Here is a 25,480-nt window from a genome sequence, read left to right as displayed (position 1 = left end):
TTCATTAAATACGTTCTATACTAGTTTGATGGCTGCTATCACCCAATGCCCAAAGCTGGGAACAGCAGTTTTAGTTAAAGACTTGAAAGGGGTTAGCTTAAGTAGGAAGAAAAGGATTGGTCTGTTTTGCATGCGCTTAATGAACCCTTATTTTAAAGGACGCTTGCATTCTCCTACTCCAGTTGCATTAGCTCAGGTTGCTATTTTGTAGCAATTTCTCTGAGAGTGTCACATAAATATGAATCTTTTAGAGCACCATGCCTAAAACTTTCCTTCTTCAGGTCGGCGACTTCAATTAACAGAACTCTTACCTCTAGCAGTTTGAGCGCATACCTTTCTAATTAAGAATCTTGCTTGAGTCTAAGTGCTGCAGTAATTTATTGAATAGATCCTGAGGAACGAAGGGCTTGGTGAGGTAGTCATTTACGCCTGCCTCAAAAATCTTTTTGCGTTCACCTTCGCTTGCATTGGCTGTTAAGGCAATCACCGGAAGGCGATGCCCAGCTTTACGCAACTTTGAAACGGTTTGGAAACCGTCAAGGTTAGGCATGTAAAGGTCCATCAAAATAAGATCATACGCGGCCAAATCCATTTTGCTTAAAGCCACCAGACCATCTTCTGCGGTGTCAACTTCCGCGTGCCAGTTGGTAAGCAATTTAGTTGCAACCGTTTTGTTCATGACATTGTCATCTACAACCAAAATCTTCACTCCCCTCAATTTTGTAAAAGGAATTTTGTTGCCACCGCTCTTTGGAAGCGTAACCAAAGACGCCTGAGGTTTTACAAACCTTAACCTAACGGAAAAACGAGAACCTTCACCCGGTACACTTTTCACCTGGATACTTCCTTTATGGAGTTCCACCAAATTTTTGGTAATGGAAAGGCCCAATCCGGTGCCACCATATTGCCTGTGGGTAGAGGAGTTTACCTGTGTAAAGCTTTCAAAAATACTTTCCTGCTTGTCTAAGGGTATACCAATCCCAGTGTCGGTTACGGAGAACTCCAGAACCCACTCCTGGTTATTCTGGTAAATTACCTCCACCCCTAATTTTACGGAGCCATGGTCCGTGAATTTGATGGCATTACTCAGCAGGTTGTTTAGAATTTGCATTAACCTGACAGGGTCCCCTGCCACCTCTGATGGCGTGCGCGGATCAATAGAAAGGTCAAAATTGATTTTTTTCTCCATAGACCGTAGGCAAAGCGCTTGGTGCGTATTTTTCAGCAGGTCTTTCAAATGGAAGTTCACCTTCTCCAACTCAACCTTCCCAGCCTCCATTTTAGAGTAATCAAGGGTATTGTTGATTAAAGCAAGTAAGCTTTGGGAGGAGAAATGGATGGAGTTTAAGTTTTCCTTATGCTCCTCTTTCATACCGTCTTCTTGCAATAGAAGGTACGTAAGCCCCATAATGGCATTGAGCGGAGTCCGGACCTCATGGCTCATGTAGGAGACGAACTCAGCTTTCAACTGCGCGGCATGTTCTGCTGCTATTTTTTCAGAGATTAGGGTTTTCTCCTTTACAACATACTCCGTCACATCTTGGATGGTACCAATGATTTTGGCTCCCTTCAGGTTTTTAGTGATGGCCTTGCCTTTCACTCTCACCCAGAAGGTACCTGCATTGTTTGAGACCTCTACCAAGCAATTGAGTTCCTCGCCATTCATCACTAGGTTTTCCCAGGCATGAATCAAATTCGCTTGCCCTTCTAGTGCTAGAAAAGGCAAAAGTGCCTCAAAGCCGTTCAAGGCAATGGAGTCCGGAATATTCAATAATTCATATACAAACTCAGAGCAGGAGAAAGCCCCAGAGTCTGGTGTGTACTCCCAGAAGCCTGCCTCTAACAAAGATCCCACCTCTGCCCCTAAGGAACCTGTCTGCTGCACTTGACTTATCTTGTTATAACGGGCAATGGTTTGCACCTGGCCTGAGTTGAAGCTTTGATGGAAAGAGATAAAAGGTAATTTAGAAGCCCCTTCAAATCTCTGTAGGCAATATTGGGCTGGTGCCGTCAACGATGAATGACCACCAAACACCTTTCCTCTCTCCATATGTTCAAGAGAATAATCTCTGAAAACATAGAACCCGGTAGAAGAATCAGAGACCTCCTGAAAAGCCGCTCCTATGGGGAGCGTCTCATTTACACCCATCATCCTCCTTTTCCAGAGTTTATCAGTTGAGTTGGATAGCAGAGAAAACCACTGCTCTTTCGCGACAGCAAGAAAAGACTTTATAAACTGGCCAAAACTGCTGAGCGTTAAAAACGAAGGAGGTATTCTAAATAGCGTGTCTATTCCTTCTAAATGCTTAGAATACAAAGGATTGCTGGCAGTTCTTGGGAATTGCAAGGACTGCCACTCATTCAGACTTTGAGATTCTTCTACGATGATTGGAGCAGACTTCATAAACAATTCATTTACTTATTCCCTAAACCAAATATACAATAATTTATTAGTTAAGTTTTGTTTTCACATATTATTTTAAATTTTAATCTGAAATAATTATTGATTTTGTCCATAATTTAAATTTTAATATTAGTTAATTCATATTAATAGTAAAATTTAGCCTTAGTTGCATTTGAGGTTATTTTTGATAGTTTAACCTATAACCCAAGCTTTACTTTTAAATAATTGCGTTCACTTAACCAATTGAGTGTGTGTAATTATCAAATCAACAATAGTTTATTTAAAGCATTACCTTAACTCGCTAATTCCAACATAAGCAAAAGGCCAATTGAAAATCTAATGAGAAAATTAAGGACTGCTTTTCAAGCTACGCTAACTCAGGGCCCTTTTGTAAAGCATAGCCTAATTAAACCGACTGAAGACTCTTACCTCTTGTAGGGGGAACAAGAAGTTGCAAACAATTATAAACGGCTCTTGCACAAAAGGTTTCATCTTTCATATTAAAAATAAGTTACCTTATTACTGCCTGCTCCCAGACGTTAAAAAGGCTCCTTTCCTGAGGAGTTTGCTTACCCAACATAAGCCCAGAGAAGCCGAACAGAAGCGTCTGTTGCTATGAACCTGGTTTAAAAAGTAGAAAAGTTGAGAAGTAAAGTGAAAAGCTACTTACCAAGCACCCTTATTGCTCCGCTTATCTAAGAAAGACTTGATAGCCTAGCTGAGGTGTGCAATAGCTAAGCCACCTTAACTTACCAGAAGCAGCAGCTACCTCTACTTCACCCTTCAGTTGGTCAATTTTATAATGGCCTAGGATTTTGTATTTAAAGGATAGAGAAACAGAGAAGGTGTACGCTTTAAGGATTATTCCCAAAAACTAGGCTGTATTCACAATATTAACGGGAAGGATATGGCTGTGCCGAAGCTATTATTCGCGCAAAGCCCCAGACTACAAAATAGAAAAAGCCTCTCATTCAAAAATGAGAGGCTTTAAAAAGTGATCCCGCTGGGATTCACACCACTAAACAAAACCCCTTAAATATACCTTAAAGCTATTTTTTTATCCACTGTTAGTGACAATACACGTGTGTTTTAGTGACAATTTAATTAACTTTGATTCTGCATATATTATTGGATAATAGCTACAAACCAGAAAAATGAGTTTCACAATCAAGGGCGCACTTACTACCAAGAAGAACAAAAGCGGATTATACCCATTAACTATTAGGTACACCATAGGTGGAGTTCCTAATAATATATCATTAAAAACCTCTGATGGCAAAGTCATAGCAGTTGATAAAAATGACTTTGACACCATCTCTGGTTTGATGAAGGGAACCAAGTCCAACTATTACCTTCTCAACAAACTCATTCTTACGCATTGCGAAGTTTTAGAAAGTGTGGCTAAAACATCTAATGACAAGTCCTTTCAAACAGTAAAAGCCTTATATCTTAAAAGACTAAAAGAAATAGAAGCGGAAGAGGCTAAGCAGGAAGCTATTGTTAAAAGAGAAGAAACTAAAGTAAAGGCAAGAAAACTTCATTCAATCTTTAGCGCTGAGGAAGCAATTGAGAAAAAACAAGTTCTGACAAAGACACTCAGCGACATAAATAGAGAGTTGGAGCAGTTCAAAGCTGAAGGTGTTATTATAGAACTTGATGAAGAAGAGGTAGAATTCAAGAAGCTACTGATTGAATTTCCAAGGATGTATGAGAACAGACCAATTTTTAAACAGTACAAATCTTGGGTTTCTAATCTTTTAGAATTTAGTCAGCAGACCAACACGCCACTTCTGTTTTCACAGTTAGACTTTGACTTTTATAGCAGATATGGAACTTACTTAATGTTCAACAGGATGAAAGGCAAAGCAAAAATTGTCAATAATACCTTTGGAGGGCAAGTCAAAAAATTGAAACAGTTTGTTAACTGGTGTAGAAGGATAAAGAATGTCAAAAATGTAAATCTGGTATATGAAACCTATCCAGTTTATAGAAAGCCCAAAGACGATATAATCTATCTTGAAGATAATGAGATTGAACTTTTATATAATGAATACAGAAGTCAACTAACAGAGTCTAAAAAAAGACTTATAGACATAACTATATTCCAATGCTGTACAGGTTTACGGTACGGAGACATATATGCATCATCCTGGAAAATCACTGAAGTGGGTAGTGAAAAGGTATTGACTGGGGAAACTGAAAAGAATGAAGGTAAGTTTGTGATACCTTTTTCATTAGACACACGCATTGAAGAAATCTTGAGTCGCTACTCTAATAAATTAGATTTCGTAGTCGAAGCCGTATATAATAGAGACATAAAATCTTTATTGAAAGAATTTTATAAAAAATACGACTTACATCAAGAACCTATTTCCCATATTAAGGAGAGATTCGATAAAAAAGAGACCATTACAGATTATAAGTACAACCTATTTTCGTCTCACTGTAATCGCAGACGATTCATCAACTATTGGAAACTTCAAGGCTGTGAAGACCAAACCATATTAGATATGCTGGGTAGCAAGGATAGCGAGGTACTTCAAGGGTACAAAAGAAAGGATATAAACACTACCGCAAAGGTTATAACCACAAAAGTAAACCAAATTAGAATGTTAAAAGAGATGAAGGAAGTAGAGAAATCTATTTAAAAGTTATGCATAGAAAGCTTTTGCTTTTCGCTCTCCGCAAGCTCCTTGGGCATTGGACTATCTCTAAGCCTTGCTACGAAAGCATGGTTGTTACATCCAACACCAATATAAAGATATTTTGAACTGCGCTGAATCTTGGCGTGTCCTGGAGAAAAGGAGAAAACCATGTAGACGTACCGTGCAAGGGCTTCGTAGTTTCTGTCTCGGTAATACTTAAGTGCGTCCGCACTCAATCCTTGGCAAATTTCAGCCACCCCGTATTTGTTTATTATGTTAGAAGGCGGGTGACCAATCCTACCTTCTGCTTTTAACTTATAAGCAAAAGCATGTGCGGTGTACATAGTCGCAGTATCAAACTTAACTACTACTTCCATACCAGCAGCCTTGCTCCGATGCTCCCTTAATACTTTAATGTACGTTTGGTTGAGTTTGATTAGCTCTTCTTTAGAGTAAGTATCACTTTCGAATTTCTGTGAGTAAGAGGGCGTACAGCCTATAACCATCAATAGCAAAAGGATAAATTTTGAATACTGGTATCTCAATTTAGGCATATTCATTATTTATCATTTTATCCAACCTAAAACAAAGACATATTACAGCAATTAATTAATTTTTGATAAATATTGCAGTGCAGTTTGTCTTATCGTAAAATTATCACTCCTATTGATAGGACTATTAAATTCTGGAACTTTTGATTTTATTATTTTATCTAATAATCTTTTAGCTTTTGAGAAATCGTTTATTTTAATATAGTAATCTGACAAGCTCAAAGCGATACTTAACATATCACTTGATAAATTTCTTTTCCTATAAACTCTTGCGTTAAATAACAATTCTGCTTTATCAGGCATATTTTGGTTTAAGTGAACCGAACAAAGCTTATTAGTTATCTGTTCTAAAAAACTATCATCCAGTGGCATAGACAATAATAAATTAAAATTTTCTACTGCTTTACCATAGTTTTTGTTCTCTGCATAAACGGAAGCTAACAAATCAATTAGAACTACATTTTTAGGGTCTCTTGTAATTTCGCCATTTAGAAAACTTATTGCATTGTCATATTCTTTCTTTTCATAAAATACCATTACAATTTTAATGGGGTCATTTTTTTCGTTATAATTATTTAAAATAAGATAAAGAACCAATAGTATTACTATAACTACTGATATAACAATCCAATTTTCAATTACAAAGTTTAGTAGTATGGCAAGAAGAAATAAAGAAATAACCGCAGCAACAAAACTACCACCACTCCCTTTTGATTTATTAGAAGTTTTAAACAACCTATCTACACTTACCGAAGTCCTGTTATAAGCATAATTGTAAATAGCTTTTTTAGGATTAGTAAATATGCCAAACCCCTTAGGAGCTTTTAATCCAAGATTATGTCTGACATACCTTTTCCATGAAGTTCGTGCTGCTATTCTTTTTTTAAAAGAAGGTTTTCTTATTCCAAATTTCATTTCGATTGATTACTATATTAAATATCAAATAACACCTTAATATCAATAACTATTAATACACATAGCCAAAAGCAAAGGAATAGTGGTAGTTTTATACATATAAATTATAGATACCTTTTAAAATTCAATTACCTGAGTTAACATAAGCATCTACACTATCAAACTCAGATGCCTGCAATAAACAATAAACTATGTATTCTATTTTATCTCTAAAGACTTCTTCGTAGCCTCCATACATTTGCTTATTACTATGCCAATCCGTTTTACCACCGAGTAAATCTTGCAACCTAAACTTAATATCCTGCTTTTGGGGATAATTATAATCCTCCCCAAAAGTTTGAACGTCTATAACTTTCCACCCATTTGCTTCAAGTTCAATTTCTTCATTATTATAATTAAGAAACAGCAATTCAAAGTTTGGCTTCCAGTAAATGTTCCCTCCCATAGTTACATGGGTTTCAAGTATATAATAAAAAGTATAAACAAAAATTTGACTCAAGTTAAAAGGCTCGTGAGGTTGACCGCACTCTGTTAAATTATAATTACTATCTAAAACATATTTTTTAACCGTTACACCCTGTTTCTTGTTATAATTTACTCGGTTTTCGATACCCGCTATTACCTCGCTAACATTTGCCATATACTATTATCCACTATAGATTCAACTTATCTTTTTCCTTAATTTCCTGGTCAAGCTCATTGTACAGAACTGCATTAGTTAGCTTTTTCAAAGAGTTCAAGGTGATTGAGTGCTGGCTTCTTTTGTAGTTGTTAAGTTCTTCAGTAGCCAGTACATAGAACTCCCAATGATTCATATTCAGCGGGTCTACTGTCCGTTTGTCTTCATGATGAAGTAGGCAGAAGACGTAGACATCCGCACTGCGAACAGCAACTGTAGAACGCTTGTCTATCTCCCAATCCCAAGGCATGGAGAGCTTTGTGCTGAATGAAATTGTAGAGAGCCTATTCTGTTCCCATGACTGTAGGTAAGCTGCTGACTTGACCTCTATCTTAACTCCGTTGGGTGTTTCCAAATCATAGGCACCCCATTCATTCCTTACCTGCCTAATATCAATGCTTGTTGCGGTAGCTACGATAAACTCTGCCAATCGCCCTCTTGTGGCATTGCTTAATATGTCGGAGACGCTCCATTTCCAAAAATCAAGTAGAGAAAAGTTTTGCTCCTGACCATTAAAAGTCAGCTTCTCCTGCCCAGATTTAAGTGTTGCATCTGCTCTGCACAATGGACTTGTAAAGTCTTTTGCTCCATCCCTACCCATTATTGATTTAAATTTAACGGTTTGAGAAAGTAGGCATAAGGTATACTACTCAGTTTAATAATACACATGTATTCTCTATATAAATATTCAATAAAGCAGTAATTAAATTGAGAATATATAGAGTGGAAACAAGAGTGAGGCTTTAAAATTTAAATAAAATCAGGAGTCACTCAAAATTTATCTACTACTTTTTTCCATATTTCCTGAATGCAGATACAAACTGGAAAATAAAAAAGCCAGAAATAATTTTATTAAAAAAGTCAACACATAAAGAAATTGGATTAAATTCCTCTTTATTTGCAAGAAAATCTACCCGATGTGTTATATCTATAAATGAAAAATAATAACCAACCAAATTTAAATCAACATCATTTTTATTAAACATTCTCCCTAAACTCATTAAGTAAATTATATAAAGGATAATTGAAAAAGAAAAAAAATACATTAATGGAAGTTTAATTGACAAACCATGATTATTTGATTTACCATTAATCCAAAGTATCAATTTATCCCAAGAAGATATATGTTTAATTTGCTTAAGGGCTTCGTTAGAGATAGCCTGCATCTTTTGAGATTCATAAAAATTACCTGTTGATTCAAGCATACTTTTTAACTGTAAAAATATTTCATATTGATTTTTATAATAGCTATCAGATTTTTTATCAGGGTAATGTACATTTTCTAAACTCTTAAATTTATCAAAGCTTGTATAATCATTTGGAAAGGCACATGAAGTGAAGACAGCCTTACCAAACTTAGTTCTATAAAATGAAACAATCTTGAATTTAGTAAAATCAATATCGTCAAACCATGTATTATCTAAGTTTGATTTATAAATTTCAATTTTATTCTCCTTCTCTACCAATCCTAATGGGCCTACATTAAAAAAGGTAGTTTCTCCTTTAGAAGAATATTCTCTTATATACAAATTTTCAACCTTACAGTTTTCAACATATACTTTACCACCTGAATAGCCTGAAAAGGATAATGAGTTTAAATATGAATTATTAATTTTTGTTAATACATCTTCATTTTCTTGGGTATAATCAATGGATAGACTGATATTAAGCAATTCTCTTTCATCAGGATTTAAATAGTATCCAATTTTATAATAAGAGTTTCTTTGATACTTATCATAATAAACACCATCCTTATCCCTCTTAACTTCATTAGTTCTATAACTTATTTTCTTTGCACTATCAATATAATATCTTTGACTTTCAGGAACTGCTTCTAAAAAGCTCTTAACTCTTAATTTCCTAAGTACTTTTTTCCATACAAGTGGGAATATATTTTCTTCAGTATAGGAGATATCAATGTTATTTTGATTTATAAGAAATATTGAATCCTTTAACAAACAATTATTAAATGAAACACCTTTCAAATGATTTGCGTTAATTTTTCCTGATAAAATAGAGCTTGCAAAATGAATACTTATATTTTTAGATTGTATTCTACTTATGTTTATTTCATTAATAACACATCCAAAAAAATGAAAACTCACCTCTTCAAACTCAATATTTTCCTGATTTTCAATAATCAAATCTTCAAAACTAGAATCAAAAAAAATAATATGTAGTTTTACCACCATCGAAAACTATTCTTTTAAAATTTGAATCAACAACATTTACCCTTGTCTCACCATAATATGTTTTACTTTCAATTGGTACATAAGGAACAATTGACAATACTTTTCCAAACATGATATAACCTAAAAAATCATTAAAATAAAAAAGTTAAAGAATAATCACCCTAACTCAATTGAATAGCTGTAGTTAATTTTAAATTTTGATAGTACCTTATTTTTACCATTAACAAAACTACATACCTTAATTGGCTCTTTATAATTGATATATGGATATTCCAAATTCTCTTTCAATCTATCAAAAGAAATGATTTCAATAAAAGATGGCGCCAAATTTTCAATCAACGGGTTTCCTTCTGCATTCTCTCTTCTACCTGTAATAAGTTTATACTCTGGTTTAGCCAGTCTACTTGATTTAAGTTTATCATGAAAGGGAAAGTAATTTTCTATTTGTGTTCTATTAATATTGACCCATTCTTGCCAATCATGTAATTGCCTTAAGCCATGGGTTAGTTCCTTCGTAGGATTTCCACTCTTCGTAAATTGTCGGTGGGTAGGCTTCTCTATTTCAATAAAACACCAGGTTAGCCCAGGAGTATTTTCTCTTGCGAAGGCAAAATCTACTTGATGCTGAGTGGAAAAATTCAATTTTGTATAGACTATATTATTGCATGGTCTCCATAATGGCAGGAATATGGGATATTTAACAAAAAACTGATGATAAACTTCTTCCTTTTGAATCGGACCGTCCAAAAGGCTTTCATATTCATCCTGAAGTTGATTAAGTGTAATTCTCATAAAGCTTTTGGCTGTATTAAAAGGACGAGGAATTATGAATTATTCAGTTTCTGACTATAACTTCTACATTATAGCCGTGGTCACCTTTTACTCTGCTTCCGTTCAAGTCGTTAAAATTGGAGATGTCTTTTGTCTTTTTGTAAGGGTCATAGACGAAGCAGAACAACTTGTCAAGCCATTTGCACTCATGGTAAGACTCAAAATCAACCTTTAGCTGCTCAATAAAATGGGTTTCGTTAGAATCACCTTGTTTAATCATTTTAACCTCTATCAAAATCCGCTCTTCCCTTAGAATAAGGTCAATTTTAGTTGACTTTGCACCAACCTTGGGTATTGGGTCTTCATCCCGTAGGTTAGGGAATATTGATTTCAGAATAACATACAATATGTCTTGGACATCATACTCGTCCATTATATTGAATGCAGCATGTCCCTTTCTTCTGTCTTTGATAATCTTTTGAATTGCATTGCTGAAGTTGTATAGAACATCCCGCACAATGTCATCTGAGCTTTTGTTTACATACTTAACTCTGAGTAGCGTCTTCTCCAAATCTTCAAGTAGAATCTGTGTTTTGACATCATATCCATTGTTGGTCAGCCCATCAATAGACGCATCAAGTTCAGCCTCCAAAACGTTTCCACAATCCAGAACACGTTTAATAGAGCATAGGGCAATATCATCACTGTGCTTGTCAAGCTCACCCCTTAGAATGTCAAGAAGGGCAGGTTCAACCTTTGTGAGAAAGTACTTCTGAAGCAAATCACTTATCTGGTATTTATTCTTAAGGTGTTCTTTTAAATTTACTTTAGAAGCGAGATAAAGACCAGAAAACTTATAAATATTTGAGGTCGCGTCAATACCCTTCAATGCTCGTTTCCCCATAATCGCCTTGACTATATCCGCATCCACTGTCTTACCCTTATAACCACTCAGTGATACTTCCTCTTCAGGAGATAGGTCAAAATCATGGTTGTCCAATTCCACTGGTTCTGTTAGAGACAGGTATGCGACTGACTCAATAGTTTTTTGATTAAGTATGCTATCTCTATTATGCCTAATGACCTCCTTTAGATAAACCACAACTTATCGCTTACCGCTTTTAGTCTGTCATAATCCCAACCATCAACCTTTTTCAATTCCTCCGTCATTCTGGCCATTAGCGATGGGTACATGATAGTAACTGTTCTTTTGGATGGCATATAACTTCTGTGGGAAAGGTGCGAGAACCAAAAAACCTGTTTGGAGAGGTAGAACAAACTTGTGAATGTTGAACGGCTATCCAATTCTATTTTAAGAGGTAAATCACTTTTATTAAAAAAATGAAGAAGAGCGGATAATTTAGATAACTGAATATAGGTTCCAGTGCTTATTGCATTCCTCCCATCATTGTAATAGAGTCTAAAGTTGTGGCCATATGCAAGATGTACTAATGCAAACTCAAAGTTATATCCAGACAGCCTTTCTTTAAGGTTGCTAATAGCCTTGATTTCATACTGCTCACTTGCAGATTTAAACAAATGGAATATTAGTCGGAATCTGCCTGACCCATTCATTTGGTCAATCAATGGAAGAAGTACTTTGTAAAGGTGATGCTCTAAGTTCTCTGCATAATTCTCGAATGATGAAAGGGGTGAACAATCACCTGTCATATACCTGCCATCGTTGTGAAATATTTGTGCGATACCAAGTACAAATTGACCGTTCTCAGAAACAGTTGAACCAATGCCTACTACTAATTCGTCCTTTAGCTTGTCTTCTTTTTCGATTGTCCATGCCGTACCACCTAATTTGGCATAAGAATTCAAAGAGATGTTCGTAAGGGTGAAGCCTGAAAGATTTTGTCTTATTGTTTCTATCTGGATGTCTTGTGTTGGTATACCATTCCCTATGAGCTTTGCCTTGCAGACGTAATAAGGGGAGATATTCGGAAGCAGCTTCTCTTGGGCTTGGTTAACAATAACATACACTAAGTCACATTTCAATAAATCTGAGTCGTATAAGACGTCCTTGTAGCTTTCAACATCCTTCCCATTGATAGTCTTGAAGACAAAGCTTATTGATTTGAAGTGGAATATTTCTTTTAATTTCAACTCTATCTTTTTAGCGAAACCCTCAGTTTCACCCTGGTATTCCAGTGGGCAGATTAAGCCAAGACTTAGGTTTCTGTTTTGAAAAAGCTCTAAAGAGAAGGGTTGGTAAGCCTTTACCATTTGGTCATAGTATGTAAGACCTTGTGTATTTCTTCTATTACTATAAAAGTACCTTTGGGGCTTTGCTATAATTTCAGATTTAATCAGCTCGTTTTCGAACGGCAGAAATCGCTTGTTAACTGAGTTTATATCCAGGTCGAACGGTAGGGTAATGTTAGCCTTGTTCTTTGAAATCCAGTTGTAAAACTTATCTATTAAAGCAAAAGAAGTGGAATTATCATTTTCAGATTTTAAAGCCACATCATAATTGGCTTCAGCACCTCTCGCCTCTAAGAATCTTTTAATAGACTGCTTGTTGGCAAAAATTCTTTCATCATCACCTTTCAGACCCAGCACATCAATACCATGATTCTCGAAATCAGATTTACTCCATGTAAATGAATTCTTCAGGGAAGTAGACAGAGAAAAACCTATTAAGAGTTTATTATCCTTTCTAAAATAACATGGCGAGAAATGGACTATCCGCTTTACTGTCAGTCCTTGTATGGTGCCACCCAAAATATCTTTCGGTGATAGTATTTCCCAGGTGCTTGTGTGTCTGTTTTTTGATACTTTATATTTGTTGATACTATTAAGATACCCTAATATAGAGGTCTCTAAAATCTTGGAAAGCACCTTTGGCTTTTGCTCCAAATCTATCATTGCCTGCTGACAACCTTTAGGGTAGTCAGCAGTACCATTGATTGACCAAATTAGAATCCTATCATCCTCACGGTAGAAGATACAATTAGGGTATACAGCTTTTAAAGCTTGGAACTCTTCTCTGGTGGAATATGAACTGTACTTAACAAAGTTTATAGGTATTGTTTTTAATGGAACCTCTACTTGGTAAAAGTTCAGAAATAAACCACTCATTGAATATAGGATTAAGAATTTGCCTGATAAGAGTATAAGTTGTTGTCCAATGAACCAGGATTATTCGGCAACAATAAAACTTAGGTGAGCTATTACTCAAATTAAGATAAAACATATGCAAAAAGCTATGTTAAAATAACGAATGTTACCTTGTCTACTGTCATTGATAAAGTAGAACGGCTTTTACTTTGTGTAGCACGGTCACATAAGTCATTAAAGATATCTAAGTAAGTTTTCATCATCTGCCAATGAGTTACGTTACTTGACTGCTCGTATTGTCAAAGGGAGTCGTAAAGCATTATTAGTGTATTCTATTTGTTCAGGGCTATAAGGTCGCCATCATAACAAAGATGCCTGCCTCTTTCGAGGCAGGCATCTTAATTGCATTAGTAAACTGAGCGATTATATAGCACAAGTCACACATGTCAGGTGCTGATGAAGAACTCATAGCACGCTTCCAGACAATCAATGCTGTGTAAAACGAATTAATGTTCAACCTATAATGCTACCTCTTCCCCGTTCTGTGGGATAAGCAATTTGCTGTTTACGATACCAGACTTCTCCGCAGCCTGCCGCAGCGATGCTCTTGTTGTGCGGCAGTGGTCCAGCGCTTCCATATGCACGGCCACAACCTTAGCCTCACTGCTTGCTTTTATCAGAGACATCGTCTGTTCTTCATCCATTAGAATAAGTGTGTCTTCGAATCCTGGCATAGCTGCACCACCCGAGTTAGTCACGATAACATCTGGCTTGAACTTTTGAATGCTCTGCTCAATTTCTTCAATCCAGATACTATCACCCACGATGTAAACAGTAGGCTGATTCTCCGCTTTCAGCACAAAGCCAGATACTGTACCCATGTGTTTTAAAACCTCACCGCTTCCATGCTCCCCACCAGTTCTGTGGATGCTGATGCCGTTCCATTCAGTACTGTCGCTTACCGTCTCGGCATTGGTGAAGCCAGCATTCTGAAAATACTCTTCATCGGCAGGTTGGTTTATCAGCTTAACGGACTTGTCCAGAGCCTCACTTGCGGCAGGGTCGAAGTGGTCTGGATGGGTGTGCGTAACCAGCACCAGGTCGATGTCTTTTATGATTTCATCAATAGGCATCGGTAGTTCCACCATAGGATTTCTCGCCTTTCCAGTAAATGAGTCTATAGTGTCTTTTGGCATCAGCATTGGGTCAACCAAAATTCTCTGACCAGCATAATTGATTACCAATGTAGCATTTCTGACTAACTGAATACTTGTTTTTGTTGCCATATCGTATTGATTTTAAAGTCCTTTGTTTTGATACAAAGGTAGAGGCATACAAGACATTGCTTACTAACAAAACGCTACGAAGTCATACCATTTTGATAATCGGACAGGAATTGAGAAGTGGTAAGGCCTGCCTGCGCCTTAAAGAACCTGACCAAGTGATTAGGCTCAGAGATATTCAGTATATGGGCAATTTCCGCAACAGTGAGGTCTGAGTGAATCAGGTAATTCTTTATCTCAAACAGTAGCCTTTGCTTGAGCAGGTGGGTAGCGGTGACGTTAAACTGCGCTTGTACCGCCTTGTTGAGCGTTACTCTGCTGATGCCAAGGAGCGATGCATACTCATTAACCCTTTGTTTCTCATTGATATGTTCCTCTAAAAGCTTCTTGAACTGATATGCGTAGCTGTTCTCAGGCTTTTCGAGCGGCAGGTTGTTTCGGGTGGCGTAATCCCTGTTGAGTTTGAGCAACAGGTAGTACAGGAGTGAGCGGATGATATGCTCACTGTCCAGTTTGGTGGCTATGAGTTCAGATTTGATTTCAGTTAGTATTCCACAGGCTTTCTGCATGGCATCGCTATCGACAGTCATACTCAGAGGGTAGTCCAACTGGTAAAAATAGAGCAGGCGATAAGTGAATAGCTTATCGGCAAAGAAATCGTTTAGAAAATCCTCTTGGAAAACAAGCAGGGTAAAATCCAGATGATGAGGGTCCATTCTCCACTGCCTCTTCTGGTAGGGGGATATGAAAACAATGGTGTTGTCGGCAATGTCAATTGTCCGCTGGTTCAGAATTAGCTGCCCTTTGGCTTCCTTGAAAAACAGAATTTCAAAAAAGTCAGTGTTGTATACATCAGTATGGGTGTATTCTTCTAATAGTTCATCGCCAGAGCGCACGTTGAGCAGGAAGTCTACTCCGCACTCAGTTTTATGAAACTTTATGGTCTTCAAATTTTAAATCTGTTGATATGTATTAGTTGTACGGTAGTTGCAGGGCTATGAATACGAATTTGTAATGCTGTAAGTATCTATATGCTTTCTCTGCTATGCTATCCTAATAGGTGCTGGTTAGCAATAAACAATCTTTAGAAAGTAAGTATCTAATTGAAGGTAACATAGTAAGCCTTTCCTCCTACTACTTAGGTTTTCTTACTTTTTTCAAACACCAAATAAACGAACGTTTATTTGATGTCGCTTTACAGGGGAGGTTGGGTAGACCCAGAAGCAGTAAAGCCATGGTTGGAGTATGTCTGATTGTTTGGGGGGAGTATTATTTGATTATGCCTGTAAAGCAAAAATGCCCATCATATAAGATGGGCATTTCATGCGGTAATAAAATCTGAAACAATCATAAAATGTATTCTTCTAAAGGCTTAAAGATACCTTTTGATTCATCAATGGCTTTACGCTTGCGCATCTCACGCAATTTGTAATTTTTGGTCTCTCTCTTCTTGGTATCCTTTGAACCTGGCCTCCGTCCAAGCTGAACCCCCAATTCTTTCTTTCTTTGAAGTGCAGCTTTTGTTCTGTCCGAGATAAGGCTTCTCTCAAATTCCGCAAAGCAACTTAGCATTTGAAACATAAGCTTTCCAGTTGCCGAAGAGAAATCTAATTGGTCACTTAAAGACACAAAACCAACCCCTTTATTATATAGCTCCGTCACCTCCAAGATTAGTTCTGTGGAGCTTCTTGCCCAACGGTCAAGCTTGTAGATGTAAACACCTGAATACTCACCTGCCCTCAACTTAGCCAGAAGCTGTTGCTTCACTGGCCTGGTTTTGCGAGAACTTTCCACTTCTTCATATAGGTCATACTCATACCCGTTCCTTTGGGCATAGTCAACCAAAATTGCCTTTTGGGTGTCATTGGATTGATTCAGAGTTGAGATTCTAAAATATAGGGCAACTTTCATATTTAATTTTACTTTGAGCTTTAAGACTTGGAATGTAGTGTTTACATCAACTGAATCTAAATAGAGTTTCTTCAACCCCTTTATGTTTGAACCTCACTTACCTTCAATACAAGCTTTGTTGAATATTATATATGCAACTTTCAGATTTGAATTGAAACAAGCCTGAGGTTCACCTATAAAAATCAATCCTCTAATACGAAGTTTATCTTGTCTTTCCTGGTCTTCAACTGCAACTCTGCCTGACTGTAGTCCGACCTATTGCGCTGGATGTTATCCTTGTCTAATATTATAGTATCGCCTTTGACATAAAAATAGATATAGTTTAAAAATCTATCAGAGTATAGATAATGGTGGGTGTCGTAATAGGTCGCACCTTCATCATTAGAATTGATTTTCTTATATCTTAATTCAGAGAATTTCAAATGTACCTTAACCTCCTTCGTTGAGTCATCGGGGATTAAACCTACCTCAAAGTTGAAATCCTCCTTAATTGCAGATTCATACTGGTAAGTGTAATAGCTATAAGGCAAATAGTAAGTTCTATCCTCTTTTCGCAGAAGAACAGATTCTAATGATTTTTCTGATTTCCTCTTTTTCTTACTGTTACTTCTCCAAGTTTTTTCCTTTACTGTTACTTCAACCTCTTCTCGTTCGAAATTGAGGTTGACATTTATGTCAGTATTGAAAAAATGATTACCGTATCGAATTAAATTTTCAGTGATAAGCTGTTCAGCGTGTTTTTTTTGCCAGTTTTCCATTCAGTTATTTATTTTAATATAAGTATTGGTTACTATTTATTCTCTTTCTCTTCCCTAAGGAATGACTCTATTATCCTTCTCCTTCTCTCCTTTATCTTATCTTCCTCGCTGTCAATCTCTACCAGGGTCAAACCAAGTTCTTCTATATGTCTATGCTTTATCTGCTCACGTGCTATCCAGTTTGTGACAGCCGCAACTGTCACGCCCTTTCTCTTGGCATATTTGGCAGGCGTAGTTTCCCTGGTTGTATCAATAGTTATTATCATTACTATAATTGTTTAATTATTACACAAAGTTAACAACTAAACATTAGAATTCCAAATCCTGCCATTATTTATTAAATTGACTCATTTTGGATTACGGTGTAGCGGAATCATTCCAGTTATTGAAGGGCAGAAAATATTGGTATCCCCCTGGTTCTCCCACAGGTGTTGCTGGTTCTTTGGTTATCTCGAAGATATTCACCAACACAGTCAACGGTCTTAACAGATTAGAATTTACATCCATGTAAATCAACAGCACGGTCAATTCATTTACTGCCATAGGCTCAGCACTTGAGAAGTAGCTCACTACTACATTCTGGTATTCATCAACGGCAGTGACAATGTTGACCGCTACCAAACCTTCATCAAGCACCTGAGATATTTCAAATACCAATTCTTTTCCATTCTTCTGAAACATAAAAGATTCTGGCAGGGCAAGAAAGACATCACCCTTGTTATGTAGGGCAGGTATTTGTGGATACTGTATCAGAAGCTTATTCTGTTCCATCTTGTCTGGCCTCCACCATCAATTCCATTTTTTCTTGAAGAACCAGAATGGCCTTGTCAATTATAAATTTCTTGCTTATTCGTTTGTTCAGCTTCTTTGCCAGGATTAATTGTATTTCCTGAATCCTGAAGCTCGTCTGTTCATCAAGCCTGTAACTGTGTGTCATGTATGTATGATTGTTTTATCTATATATAAAACCCTGAAAGCCTAAATACCACTTTCACACAATTCGACTTTTCGTCTTACCAATCTGATATATACTTTAAAACAAATCAGATAAGATGGAAAATGTGCTTTTCAAAGAGCTTTTATATAAACAGGAAATGGTTGTGGTGTACAAGACCTATGACAGTGACAATCAATTATATGGCTTATACATGCCATCTGAGGATTGCGGAAAATGCCTTGATGCTACTTACACACAAATATTTCCATTCGCCAAGAACGGTCAAGCTGCCGCTATAACTGAAAATGGAGAGTATGTATGGGTAGGCTTAGACTTTAATGAATCAAAAATGAAGGAAGGTGAGCAATTGGTATGGTCTACTTTCTATGCATCTATCACAAACTCAGCAGAGGTAGGAACCCAAAAAACAGAGGTTTTCATGGGTTATGACGATTACACCTCAAATACTAAAAAGATAAACTAATATGGTATACATACTGATAAACGAGATACTTTTCCATGATAAGGAAGAGCTACTATACAAAACGATGGATGAATCAAAAAACTTCTACGGCATTCACTCTTCCAAAAGAAGAACCATTGTGGCACCTGCCTTCCTGCATATCTTCAAATTTGAAGAAGGTGCCACCAGAACTGTAGCGGTAGACCAACAAGACAACTATCTCTGGGTTGATTACAACGGTCTAACCCAAGAAATTGATGAAGAGACAAAAGAGGAATACAGAAGCACTATCATCAAAAACTCACGATGCAACTGTTATAATATTGATTTTAAGGAAACAGCTTGTACCATTTGTGATGCAAGATGCCAGATTTGGAACAGGGCATCTTCAAGATTATTGGACAAACACATGGGTTGGACTTCTTAGCCAAACACTTAGTATCTAAAAAGAAAAGAACATGAAATGAACAAACAGTTAAAGGATGCAGTCTTAGCGATTGACAGGGTTGCTATGGAAAAAGCGTCACAAAATAACCTCAGGTTGATGTATGCGAATGATACAGATTATAAGGTCAGGAAAGGTGACGCACTCTATATTATTTCAGACAACAAGCTTCAGAGGCTTGAAATGGATACCATTGAATTGATTGGTTGGCATGAAATGGAAGGTTACAGCATAGAAGACATGTCTTCGGTCAACTACTACCATCATAAAAAATTCAATAGACTTGTAATATGCGAGATGTCCTACCAGGTGGGTTGCTGCCTTGCTTATTTTAGCGACAAGAAAACTACTGAAGTTTCTGATTTGGTCAAGGGTCACAAGCAGCATTTTTTGGATGTGGCTTTAATAAGAAAGCTCAGAATTAATAGTGTACTTGAATAATACCTAATGCCACTTTCGTAAATGTAAAGCAACATTATTATCAGCAATATTATATTGTCAGTAATAAAACTTGACCTTTTGGCACCTACATTCACCAATACACCATTGGTTTTTAGCCAGGACAACTACTCGTAATACTTCACAGCAACCAGCACTTGGCCTAATATTTCTACAACCTTCTAATATTGGGTGAAGGAGCCTAAGCCAGTTGAGATAACGTACGTCTACCCTATATCTTACAGTCACTAATAGACATCAACATATATTCCCTATATTTAATACAATAAAAAGACAGTTCGGTAATTCTATGCAGACTGTAACAAATTATAAGGAATGGCAAAAATACATACTCTCAAAATCACAAATTTTAGAGGCATCGCCAATTTTGAACAAGTTTTCGGCTTTTCAGAATTTATCTGCATCATTGGAAGAGGCGATTCTGGCAAATCAACAATATTGGAAGCCATTTCCTACGTCCTATGCGGAAGTTGGAATCTACAATTCTATGATTCAGATTTCCATGGATGCAATGTGGAGACAAGTATAGAGATTGAAGTAACTGTTTATGACCTTCCACCAAGACTTTTACAGGAGGACAAATATGGGTTATATGTAAGAGTAATTGATGAAAGCACAAATCAAATCCATGACAATATTGAAGACTCACAGAGAGAGTGCTTAACTATTAGGCTGACGGTCGAAAAGGATTTAGAGCCAAAGTGGTGCGTGGTAAATGGCAGGCAGGAACCTTTGGAGATAAAGGCAAGTGATAGAGCCTGCTTAGAGATGTTCATGGTGTCTGATTTTATTGACAGGCACTTTTCCTGGAACCAGGGAAGCCCTTTACATTCCTTACTTAAGAAAGAAAGTGGTAAGTCAATACAGGGGAATGAAGCTATCATTGAGGCTTTAAGAGAGGCAAAAGATAAAATTGACGATAGCCCATTCACCCAATTATCACCAATCATTACGAAGATTGAGAATTCAGCTTCAATGCTTGGCGTTGAAATTACTGATATCAAAACCACAATTGATAGCCGAGACCTTACATTCAAGGATGGAAGGGTTTGTTTACATCAGGACGGCTTACCAATTAGATTAAAAGGAAAAGGTTCAAAAAGGCTGATATCCATAGCCATTCAAAGTGAGCTTAGCCAATCAGGAGGCATAATGCTGATTGATGAAATAGAACAAGGTTTAGAACCAGACAGGGCGCAACATCTTGCCAAGACTCTTAGGGATATTAATAAAGGGCAGATATTTATTACTACACATTCAAGAGATGTCTTAGTAGAACTGAGTGCCGAAAACCTATTTAAGATGGCTAAGAATGATACCAAACTATTTCAGTTTGACTCAACCTTGCAACCAGTTCTCAGGGCAAACCCAGAAGCCTTTTTTGCCAAAAGGGTATTGATTTGCGAAGGTGAGACAGAGGTTGGAATCCTACGAGCATTAAATACCTACAGAATATCGAACGGTCAAGACAATGCTTCTATCAAAGGCGTTCGTTTCGCAACAGGCAAAGGCTCAAACCAGATTAAATATGCTGAAGGTTTCTTAAAAGCAGGCTATCAAGTATCAATTTTCTGCGATTCCGATGATGAAGAAGTTCATCAGAAAAAATCTGAATTAAGGGGAAAGGGCATTACAATCATAGACTGTGAAGATAACTTCAGTATAGAGCAGCAGATTTTCAAAGACCTACCCTGGGATGCTGTAAAGGGATTGGTAAACCATCAAATTACACTTTTAGGTGGTTCGTTGATGGATAGTGTCAAAGCCAGATACCAACCGTTTGGTACATTAGAATCAAATTGGTTAGATATCGAAAATAATGATATAAGGCATGTATTGGGTGAAACAGCCAAGAAAAAGTCATGGTTTAAAACTATTAGCCTGGGTGAATTATTGGGTACTACCTGTTGTGATTCATTAATCAATATGGGCGACAACAGACTCAAACAGCAACTTGAAGGTATGTCTAACTGGATTGACAATGATTGACCTAAAGGATTTTACATCCAGGGAAAAGAGTATGCTCATAGCACCTGCGGGTTATGGTAAGACTCATACAATTGCTGAATCTCTTAAACATACAGTAGGCAGACAACTGATTTTAACTCACACTCATGCAGGAGTTGCCTCCATAAAAGAAAAGCTTAAAAAATCTGATGTTTCAAGCGCCAAATACAGTATCGAAACTATAACAAGTTTCGCTCAAAAGTATGTGTTTGCCTTCTGTAAAGCGGACGAGATTCCGAGCCAAGACGATAAGCGGTACTATCCATACATTATCAGCAACGCAACACGGCTCTTGAGGTTAAAGCCTGTTAAAAAAGTAATTACCTGTACCTATACGGGGCTATTTGTAGATGAATACCAAGACTGCACAATAGAACACCATAACCTTGTCAGTTGCTTATCAGATGTATTACCCACGAGACTCCTTGGCGATTACCTACAGGGAATCTTCGAATTTGGGAGAGAGTCATTGGTAGATATGAACAGCGCAGACATCATGGGAAGTTTTTTGGGTAATCGGTTTGATTTGTCTGAGCCATGGAGGTGGAAGAACGGTAATAACGAGAAGTTAGGGAGTGATTTAGATACTATCAGAAGGATGCTTTTACAAAAGGATTCAATTGACCTTAGAAATTATGCATCAATAGAGACTATAATAACAAAAGACTTCTACAAAAATAACCACACGAAAATATTGAGGCTATTGACCACAGAGGAAAGTATCCTGGTTATTCACCCAGAATCAGCCAGGATAGAGCCAAGGTTGAAGTTTATCAAAAGCTTCAACAACACCTGCCGCCTTATAGAATCAATTGACCATAAAGACTTCTATGCGTTGTCCAAAAGATTAGATGCTATCACCGAAGAAAGCTCTATGGTTTTGATAATGGAAATTTGCAACAAACTCTTCAGCACCACAGGTCTTAATTTATGGTTCAATGCAACTGGTTTAAAAAGAAAGACTCTACCATCCGACAAAGCAAGGGTTCTTCCATTAATGAACATGTTTAATACCCTAAGGAATGGGATTTCATTTAAGCTTATAGCTGAAATTCTAAGGGAAATCCAGTCTCTCCCTGGAATGAAATGCTATAGGAAAGAATTATTCTCTACCTTATGCAAAGCTCTCATTGCTGCCGAACAAGACACCACCTCTGTATTTGAGTCAATGGTAAGCAAGCGAAATAGCATTCGCAGGGTTGGCAGGAAAATTTATGGAAGATGCATTGGTACTACCTTATTAACAAAGGGCTTAGAATTTGAAACAGTAATTATACTTAACGCACAACAATTCAAGTGTCATAAAAACTTTTATGTTGCTCTTTCCAGAGCTTGTAAGAAGCTTATTTTATTAAGTGACAGCTACATTCTTAGCCCCTATAAAAAATAATGCAGGTATTATTAGAGGTCAAGGATTACCACAATATAAATACCTCAGTGACTGATTTACAAAAAGATTTTTTACGCCTTTATTCAATCTGTGGGTTGAAATATGGAAACATCAGTAAAGAACTAAATGTATCAAGGCAAACCCTCTCCCAATGGTATGAAGACCTAAAGCCAGAAAGGGAGCGGATAGCGAAAATAAGGGCTGTATGGTCAAGGAAGAAATTCACTCCTGTGTTTGAGGATTTTTACACTTGGTACCAGAACCTTGAAAGAAAGTGCCATTACTGCGACATCACGGAAGACGAAATAGCGGAACTGCTCGATTCTGGAAAGCTAAATACCAAGCGCATTGTTACCAGGGGTAGAAGGCTTGAATATGACCGTAAGGTGCCAGACCTTCTCTATGAGAACATTGAGAACGTTGTACTCTGCTGCTACTGGTGTAATAATGCAAAAACTGATACTTTCACCTACGATGAATTCAAAGAGATAGGAAAGGTCTTCAAAGCTATCTGGAAAGAAAGGATGGCAAGATGATTACAGATAATCAAACAAACTTTCTATATCTGGCAGACACATTACTGAAGCTGTATCCAGATTTCTATCAGCGGTTCGAGCAGACCTTAAAAGAGGCAGGAATTGAACACTCACTTCTCCCTAACACCAAAGACGTTTGGGCAGTGGATTACATGCCTATCCAGGTGACCAGAGATGAATTCGTCCAGTTTGTCTACAACCCGAGCTACCTACAGGCCAAGGTATGGCAGAAGACCATTTCTAATGTGGACAGCATTTGCACCTCTATAAACCTTCAGCCTAAGAAATCAAATATACTGGTTGACGGTGGCAACGTTGTGAAAGCTAAGAACAAGGTTATCATGTGCCAAAGAGTTTTTACAGAGAACCCACATATTCCAGAAAAAAAGCTTATAAAAGAGCTACAGGAGCTATTTCAAGTTGACCAGCTAATCTTTATACCCACTCAACCAAAGGATTTCACAGGCCATGCAGATGGGATGGTCAGGTTCCTGGATGAAAAGACGGTACTTATAAACGATTACTCTAAGGAGAAAAAGGATTTTCAACTTTTAGTCAAGTCTGCACTGCACAATGCTGGCCTTGATTGGGTAGAGATACCTTACAACCCCTATTCCAATAAAAAGGATAAACACGCCAACGGTATCTACATCAACTTCCTTCAGATGAAAGGCACCTTAGTACTTCCTGTTTTTGGTCAGAAAGAAGACGAAGAAACTGTAAAGTTGTTTGGGCAACTCTTCCCAAATGTGAGTATCGCAACGGTTGATAGTAACGAAATTGCTTTAGAGGGTGGCATTTTGAATTGCATTACTTGGAATATAATGACTTAATTTTACTTTTAATCAATATTAAATTACCAGTCTTTGAATAAACCAAATGATTAGATTATTACCCTGATAAATTAAAACTATCCTAAAATGATTAGCACTGTTTTCAACAATACAATTGGCTCACCATATGACTTCGCTATTACTCGCCTAACGCCTCAAGAAGAAGAGAACATTCTTTCTGGTTTATTTGAACAATTATTAATTTTTGATAAAATTACAATTAGCACAAATAGAGTTAGCTTTCCATTAATTTTTTTATTAGATAAATTAGGAATAAATAAGGTTGAAGAGCTAATCGAAAGAGGTTATATCCACTTTATTATTTGGACGCCAGTACTTGTTACAGGTATTGGCAATCGTAATGAAGATGGCACAAATAATGAATCAGCTATGTTTGGTCAACCTCCATTAGCTGCAGGCTCCCTTTCTGATGAAGATTTTGACCCCGAAAATAATATTGAAAAAGCACTTACTCTTTTTGGATTCCATAGAGATAGGAAAAGAATCTTTAAAAGAAAAGCTTCTAAGAACTTCATAATTCCAAACGGAATGGAGTTTTCTTCGGATTCCGCAAATTTTGTTATTAATGCATATAAACAGAATAATTTAGCAGAATTAGGTTTGCCGTACTTGGTTGAGCCAGAACAATTAAACTTACAACAAAGAAGTTTATTATTACACCTGGGTTCTAAATTATTGGAAACAGCTGTACTTTCTAAGTACAACTTCAAAAGTTATGAAAATTACGAACATTATAAAATATGCGAACATAATTTAAAAAATATTGGCGATGCATTAAAAGTTTCGACAAATACCTCACAAATTCTCACAATCGAAAATATACCAAATTTAAAAAGCTTGTATTTAAACGAAAAATTAGACTTTGATAAGGTTATCAAAATCAGACATCTTTCTACTGCAAAATATTTTAGAAAATGGATAAATCAGGTAAGTGAAAATTACAATGCCCAAGAAATAACCAGAGAATATATTAACGAAATAAAAGGAAATTCGAAATTTTTTGAATCTAATAGCGGAAAATTTATTAGAAACATTAGTCTATTTGGAGTTAATACTGCATTGGGTGCAGCAATTGCAGGTCCAATTGGAATAGCAGCTGGATATGGATTAGGCTTACTCGAGACATATTGGTTAGACAGTATTTTAAAAGGCAAGAATCCATCTATGTTTATAGATAAGATTCGTGAAGAAGTGGAAAACACAGAAGATTAAAT

Annotated in this window: 25 protein-coding genes; 9 read left to right on the top strand and 16 right to left on the bottom strand. The window is 36.8% G+C overall.

What is annotated here, in order from left to right; all coding sequences use genetic code 11:
• Positions 1-337: 337 nt before the first annotated feature.
• Entirely contained in the window at positions 338-2,404 is a 2,067-nt protein-coding gene (locus tag FOA19_RS20500) for an ATP-binding protein (protein ID WP_149092700.1), read from the bottom strand.
• A gap of 1,154 nt (positions 2,405-3,558) precedes the next feature.
• On the opposite strand from FOA19_RS20500, the gene FOA19_RS20495 reads away from it, so the two are divergent.
• Complete coding sequence (locus tag FOA19_RS20495; RefSeq protein ID WP_149092699.1) at positions 3,559-5,052, top strand: phage integrase SAM-like domain-containing protein; 1,494 nt, start codon at positions 3,559-3,561, stop codon at positions 5,050-5,052.
• Here the strand turns inward: FOA19_RS20495 and FOA19_RS20490 are convergent.
• From FOA19_RS20490 to FOA19_RS20420, 15 genes are all read right to left on the bottom strand, one after another.
• Entirely contained in the window at positions 5,049-5,603 is a 555-nt protein-coding gene (locus FOA19_RS20490; protein ID WP_149092698.1) for a hypothetical protein, read from the bottom strand. The two genes, FOA19_RS20495 and FOA19_RS20490, sit on opposite strands and share 4 nt — an antisense overlap.
• A 51-nt stretch (positions 5,604-5,654) precedes the next feature.
• Positions 5,655-6,515: a tetratricopeptide repeat protein gene (locus tag FOA19_RS20485; protein ID WP_149092697.1), complete on the bottom strand. Its 861-nt coding sequence runs from the start codon at positions 6,513-6,515 to the stop codon at positions 5,655-5,657.
• Positions 6,516-6,639: 124 nt separating this feature from the next.
• Positions 6,640-7,155: a hypothetical protein gene (locus FOA19_RS20480; RefSeq protein ID WP_149092696.1), complete on the bottom strand. Its 516-nt coding sequence runs from the start codon at positions 7,153-7,155 to the stop codon at positions 6,640-6,642.
• A gap of 13 nt (positions 7,156-7,168) precedes the next feature.
• The gene (locus FOA19_RS20475) at positions 7,169-7,795 is read right to left on the bottom strand and encodes a hypothetical protein (protein WP_149092695.1); all 627 of its coding nucleotides are present in this window, start codon (positions 7,793-7,795) and stop codon (positions 7,169-7,171) included.
• Between the two features lie 184 nt (positions 7,796-7,979).
• A complete protein-coding gene (locus FOA19_RS20470; protein ID WP_149092694.1) occupies positions 7,980-9,386 on the bottom strand; it encodes a hypothetical protein in 1,407 nt (468 codons plus the stop codon).
• A 156-nt stretch (positions 9,387-9,542) separates the two neighbouring features.
• On the bottom strand, positions 9,543-10,178 hold the full coding sequence (locus FOA19_RS20465) for a Shedu anti-phage system protein SduA domain-containing protein (RefSeq protein WP_149092693.1): 636 nt from the start codon (positions 10,176-10,178) through the stop codon (positions 9,543-9,545).
• Positions 10,179-10,221: 43 nt separating this feature from the next.
• A complete protein-coding gene (locus tag FOA19_RS20460; RefSeq protein ID WP_223808999.1) occupies positions 10,222-11,163 on the bottom strand; it encodes a PD-(D/E)XK nuclease domain-containing protein in 942 nt (313 codons plus the stop codon).
• Positions 11,164-11,246: 83 nt separating this feature from the next.
• Positions 11,247-13,244: a Piwi domain-containing protein gene (locus FOA19_RS20455; protein ID WP_149092691.1), complete on the bottom strand. Its 1,998-nt coding sequence runs from the start codon at positions 13,242-13,244 to the stop codon at positions 11,247-11,249.
• Positions 13,245-13,741: 497 nt separating this feature from the next.
• On the bottom strand, positions 13,742-14,509 hold the full coding sequence (locus tag FOA19_RS20450) for an MBL fold metallo-hydrolase (protein WP_149092690.1): 768 nt from the start codon (positions 14,507-14,509) through the stop codon (positions 13,742-13,744).
• 74 nt (positions 14,510-14,583) lie between these two features.
• Entirely contained in the window at positions 14,584-15,456 is an 873-nt protein-coding gene (locus FOA19_RS20445; protein WP_223808998.1) for a helix-turn-helix domain-containing protein, read from the bottom strand.
• A 397-nt stretch (positions 15,457-15,853) separates the two neighbouring features.
• Complete coding sequence (locus FOA19_RS20440; protein ID WP_149092689.1) at positions 15,854-16,492, bottom strand: recombinase family protein; 639 nt, start codon at positions 16,490-16,492, stop codon at positions 15,854-15,856.
• Between the two features lie 107 nt (positions 16,493-16,599).
• Complete coding sequence (locus tag FOA19_RS20435; RefSeq protein WP_149092688.1) at positions 16,600-17,175, bottom strand: hypothetical protein; 576 nt, start codon at positions 17,173-17,175, stop codon at positions 16,600-16,602.
• 32 nt (positions 17,176-17,207) lie between these two features.
• On the bottom strand, positions 17,208-17,441 hold the full coding sequence (locus tag FOA19_RS20430) for a hypothetical protein (protein ID WP_149092687.1): 234 nt from the start codon (positions 17,439-17,441) through the stop codon (positions 17,208-17,210).
• Between the two features lie 91 nt (positions 17,442-17,532).
• Positions 17,533-17,946 carry a hypothetical protein gene (locus FOA19_RS20425; RefSeq protein WP_149092686.1) on the bottom strand — a complete coding sequence of 138 codons (414 nt, stop codon included), beginning with the start codon at positions 17,944-17,946 and terminating at the stop codon, positions 17,533-17,535.
• Entirely contained in the window at positions 17,933-18,112 is a 180-nt protein-coding gene (locus FOA19_RS20420; protein ID WP_149092685.1) for a hypothetical protein, read from the bottom strand. Before FOA19_RS20420 ends, FOA19_RS20425 begins: the two co-directional genes overlap by 14 nt.
• A gap of 115 nt (positions 18,113-18,227) precedes the next feature.
• On the opposite strand from FOA19_RS20420, the gene FOA19_RS20415 reads away from it, so the two are divergent.
• The 8 genes from FOA19_RS20415 to FOA19_RS20380 all read left to right on the top strand — a co-directional run bounded on the left by FOA19_RS20415 (position 18,228) and on the right by FOA19_RS20380 (position 25,478).
• Positions 18,228-18,596: a hypothetical protein gene (locus tag FOA19_RS20415; protein ID WP_149092684.1), complete on the top strand. Its 369-nt coding sequence runs from the start codon at positions 18,228-18,230 to the stop codon at positions 18,594-18,596.
• 1 nt (position 18,597) lies between these two features.
• Positions 18,598-19,002, top strand: coding sequence for a hypothetical protein (locus tag FOA19_RS20410; RefSeq protein ID WP_149092683.1), 405 nt, complete (start codon positions 18,598-18,600; stop codon positions 19,000-19,002).
• Positions 19,003-19,038: 36 nt separating this feature from the next.
• On the top strand, positions 19,039-19,461 hold the full coding sequence (locus tag FOA19_RS20405; protein ID WP_149092682.1) for a hypothetical protein: 423 nt from the start codon (positions 19,039-19,041) through the stop codon (positions 19,459-19,461).
• 333 nt (positions 19,462-19,794) lie between these two features.
• Positions 19,795-21,468, top strand: a complete 1,674-nt coding sequence (locus FOA19_RS20400; protein ID WP_149092681.1) for an ATP-dependent nuclease — start codon at positions 19,795-19,797, stop codon at positions 21,466-21,468.
• Entirely contained in the window at positions 21,461-22,876 is a 1,416-nt protein-coding gene (locus tag FOA19_RS20395) for an AAA family ATPase (RefSeq protein WP_149092680.1), read from the top strand. Before FOA19_RS20400 ends, FOA19_RS20395 begins: the two co-directional genes overlap by 8 nt.
• The gene (locus FOA19_RS20390; RefSeq protein WP_149092679.1) at positions 22,876-23,412 is read left to right on the top strand and encodes a hypothetical protein; all 537 of its coding nucleotides are present in this window, start codon (positions 22,876-22,878) and stop codon (positions 23,410-23,412) included. Before FOA19_RS20395 ends, FOA19_RS20390 begins: the two co-directional genes overlap by 1 nt.
• Positions 23,409-24,245 carry an agmatine deiminase family protein gene (locus FOA19_RS20385; RefSeq protein ID WP_149092678.1) on the top strand — a complete coding sequence of 279 codons (837 nt, stop codon included), beginning with the start codon at positions 23,409-23,411 and terminating at the stop codon, positions 24,243-24,245. The genes FOA19_RS20390 and FOA19_RS20385 overlap by 4 nt, the downstream gene beginning before the upstream one ends.
• A gap of 87 nt (positions 24,246-24,332) precedes the next feature.
• Positions 24,333-25,478 carry a hypothetical protein gene (locus FOA19_RS20380; protein ID WP_149092677.1) on the top strand — a complete coding sequence of 382 codons (1,146 nt, stop codon included), beginning with the start codon at positions 24,333-24,335 and terminating at the stop codon, positions 25,476-25,478.
• The last annotated feature ends 2 nt before the right edge of the window (positions 25,479-25,480 follow it).

The sequence above is a fragment of the Rufibacter hautae genome, assembly GCF_008271695.1.
Taxonomy (GTDB): Bacteria; Bacteroidota; Bacteroidia; order Cytophagales; family Hymenobacteraceae; genus Nibribacter; species Nibribacter hautae.
This window is presented reverse-complemented; position numbering and strand designations above follow the sequence as displayed.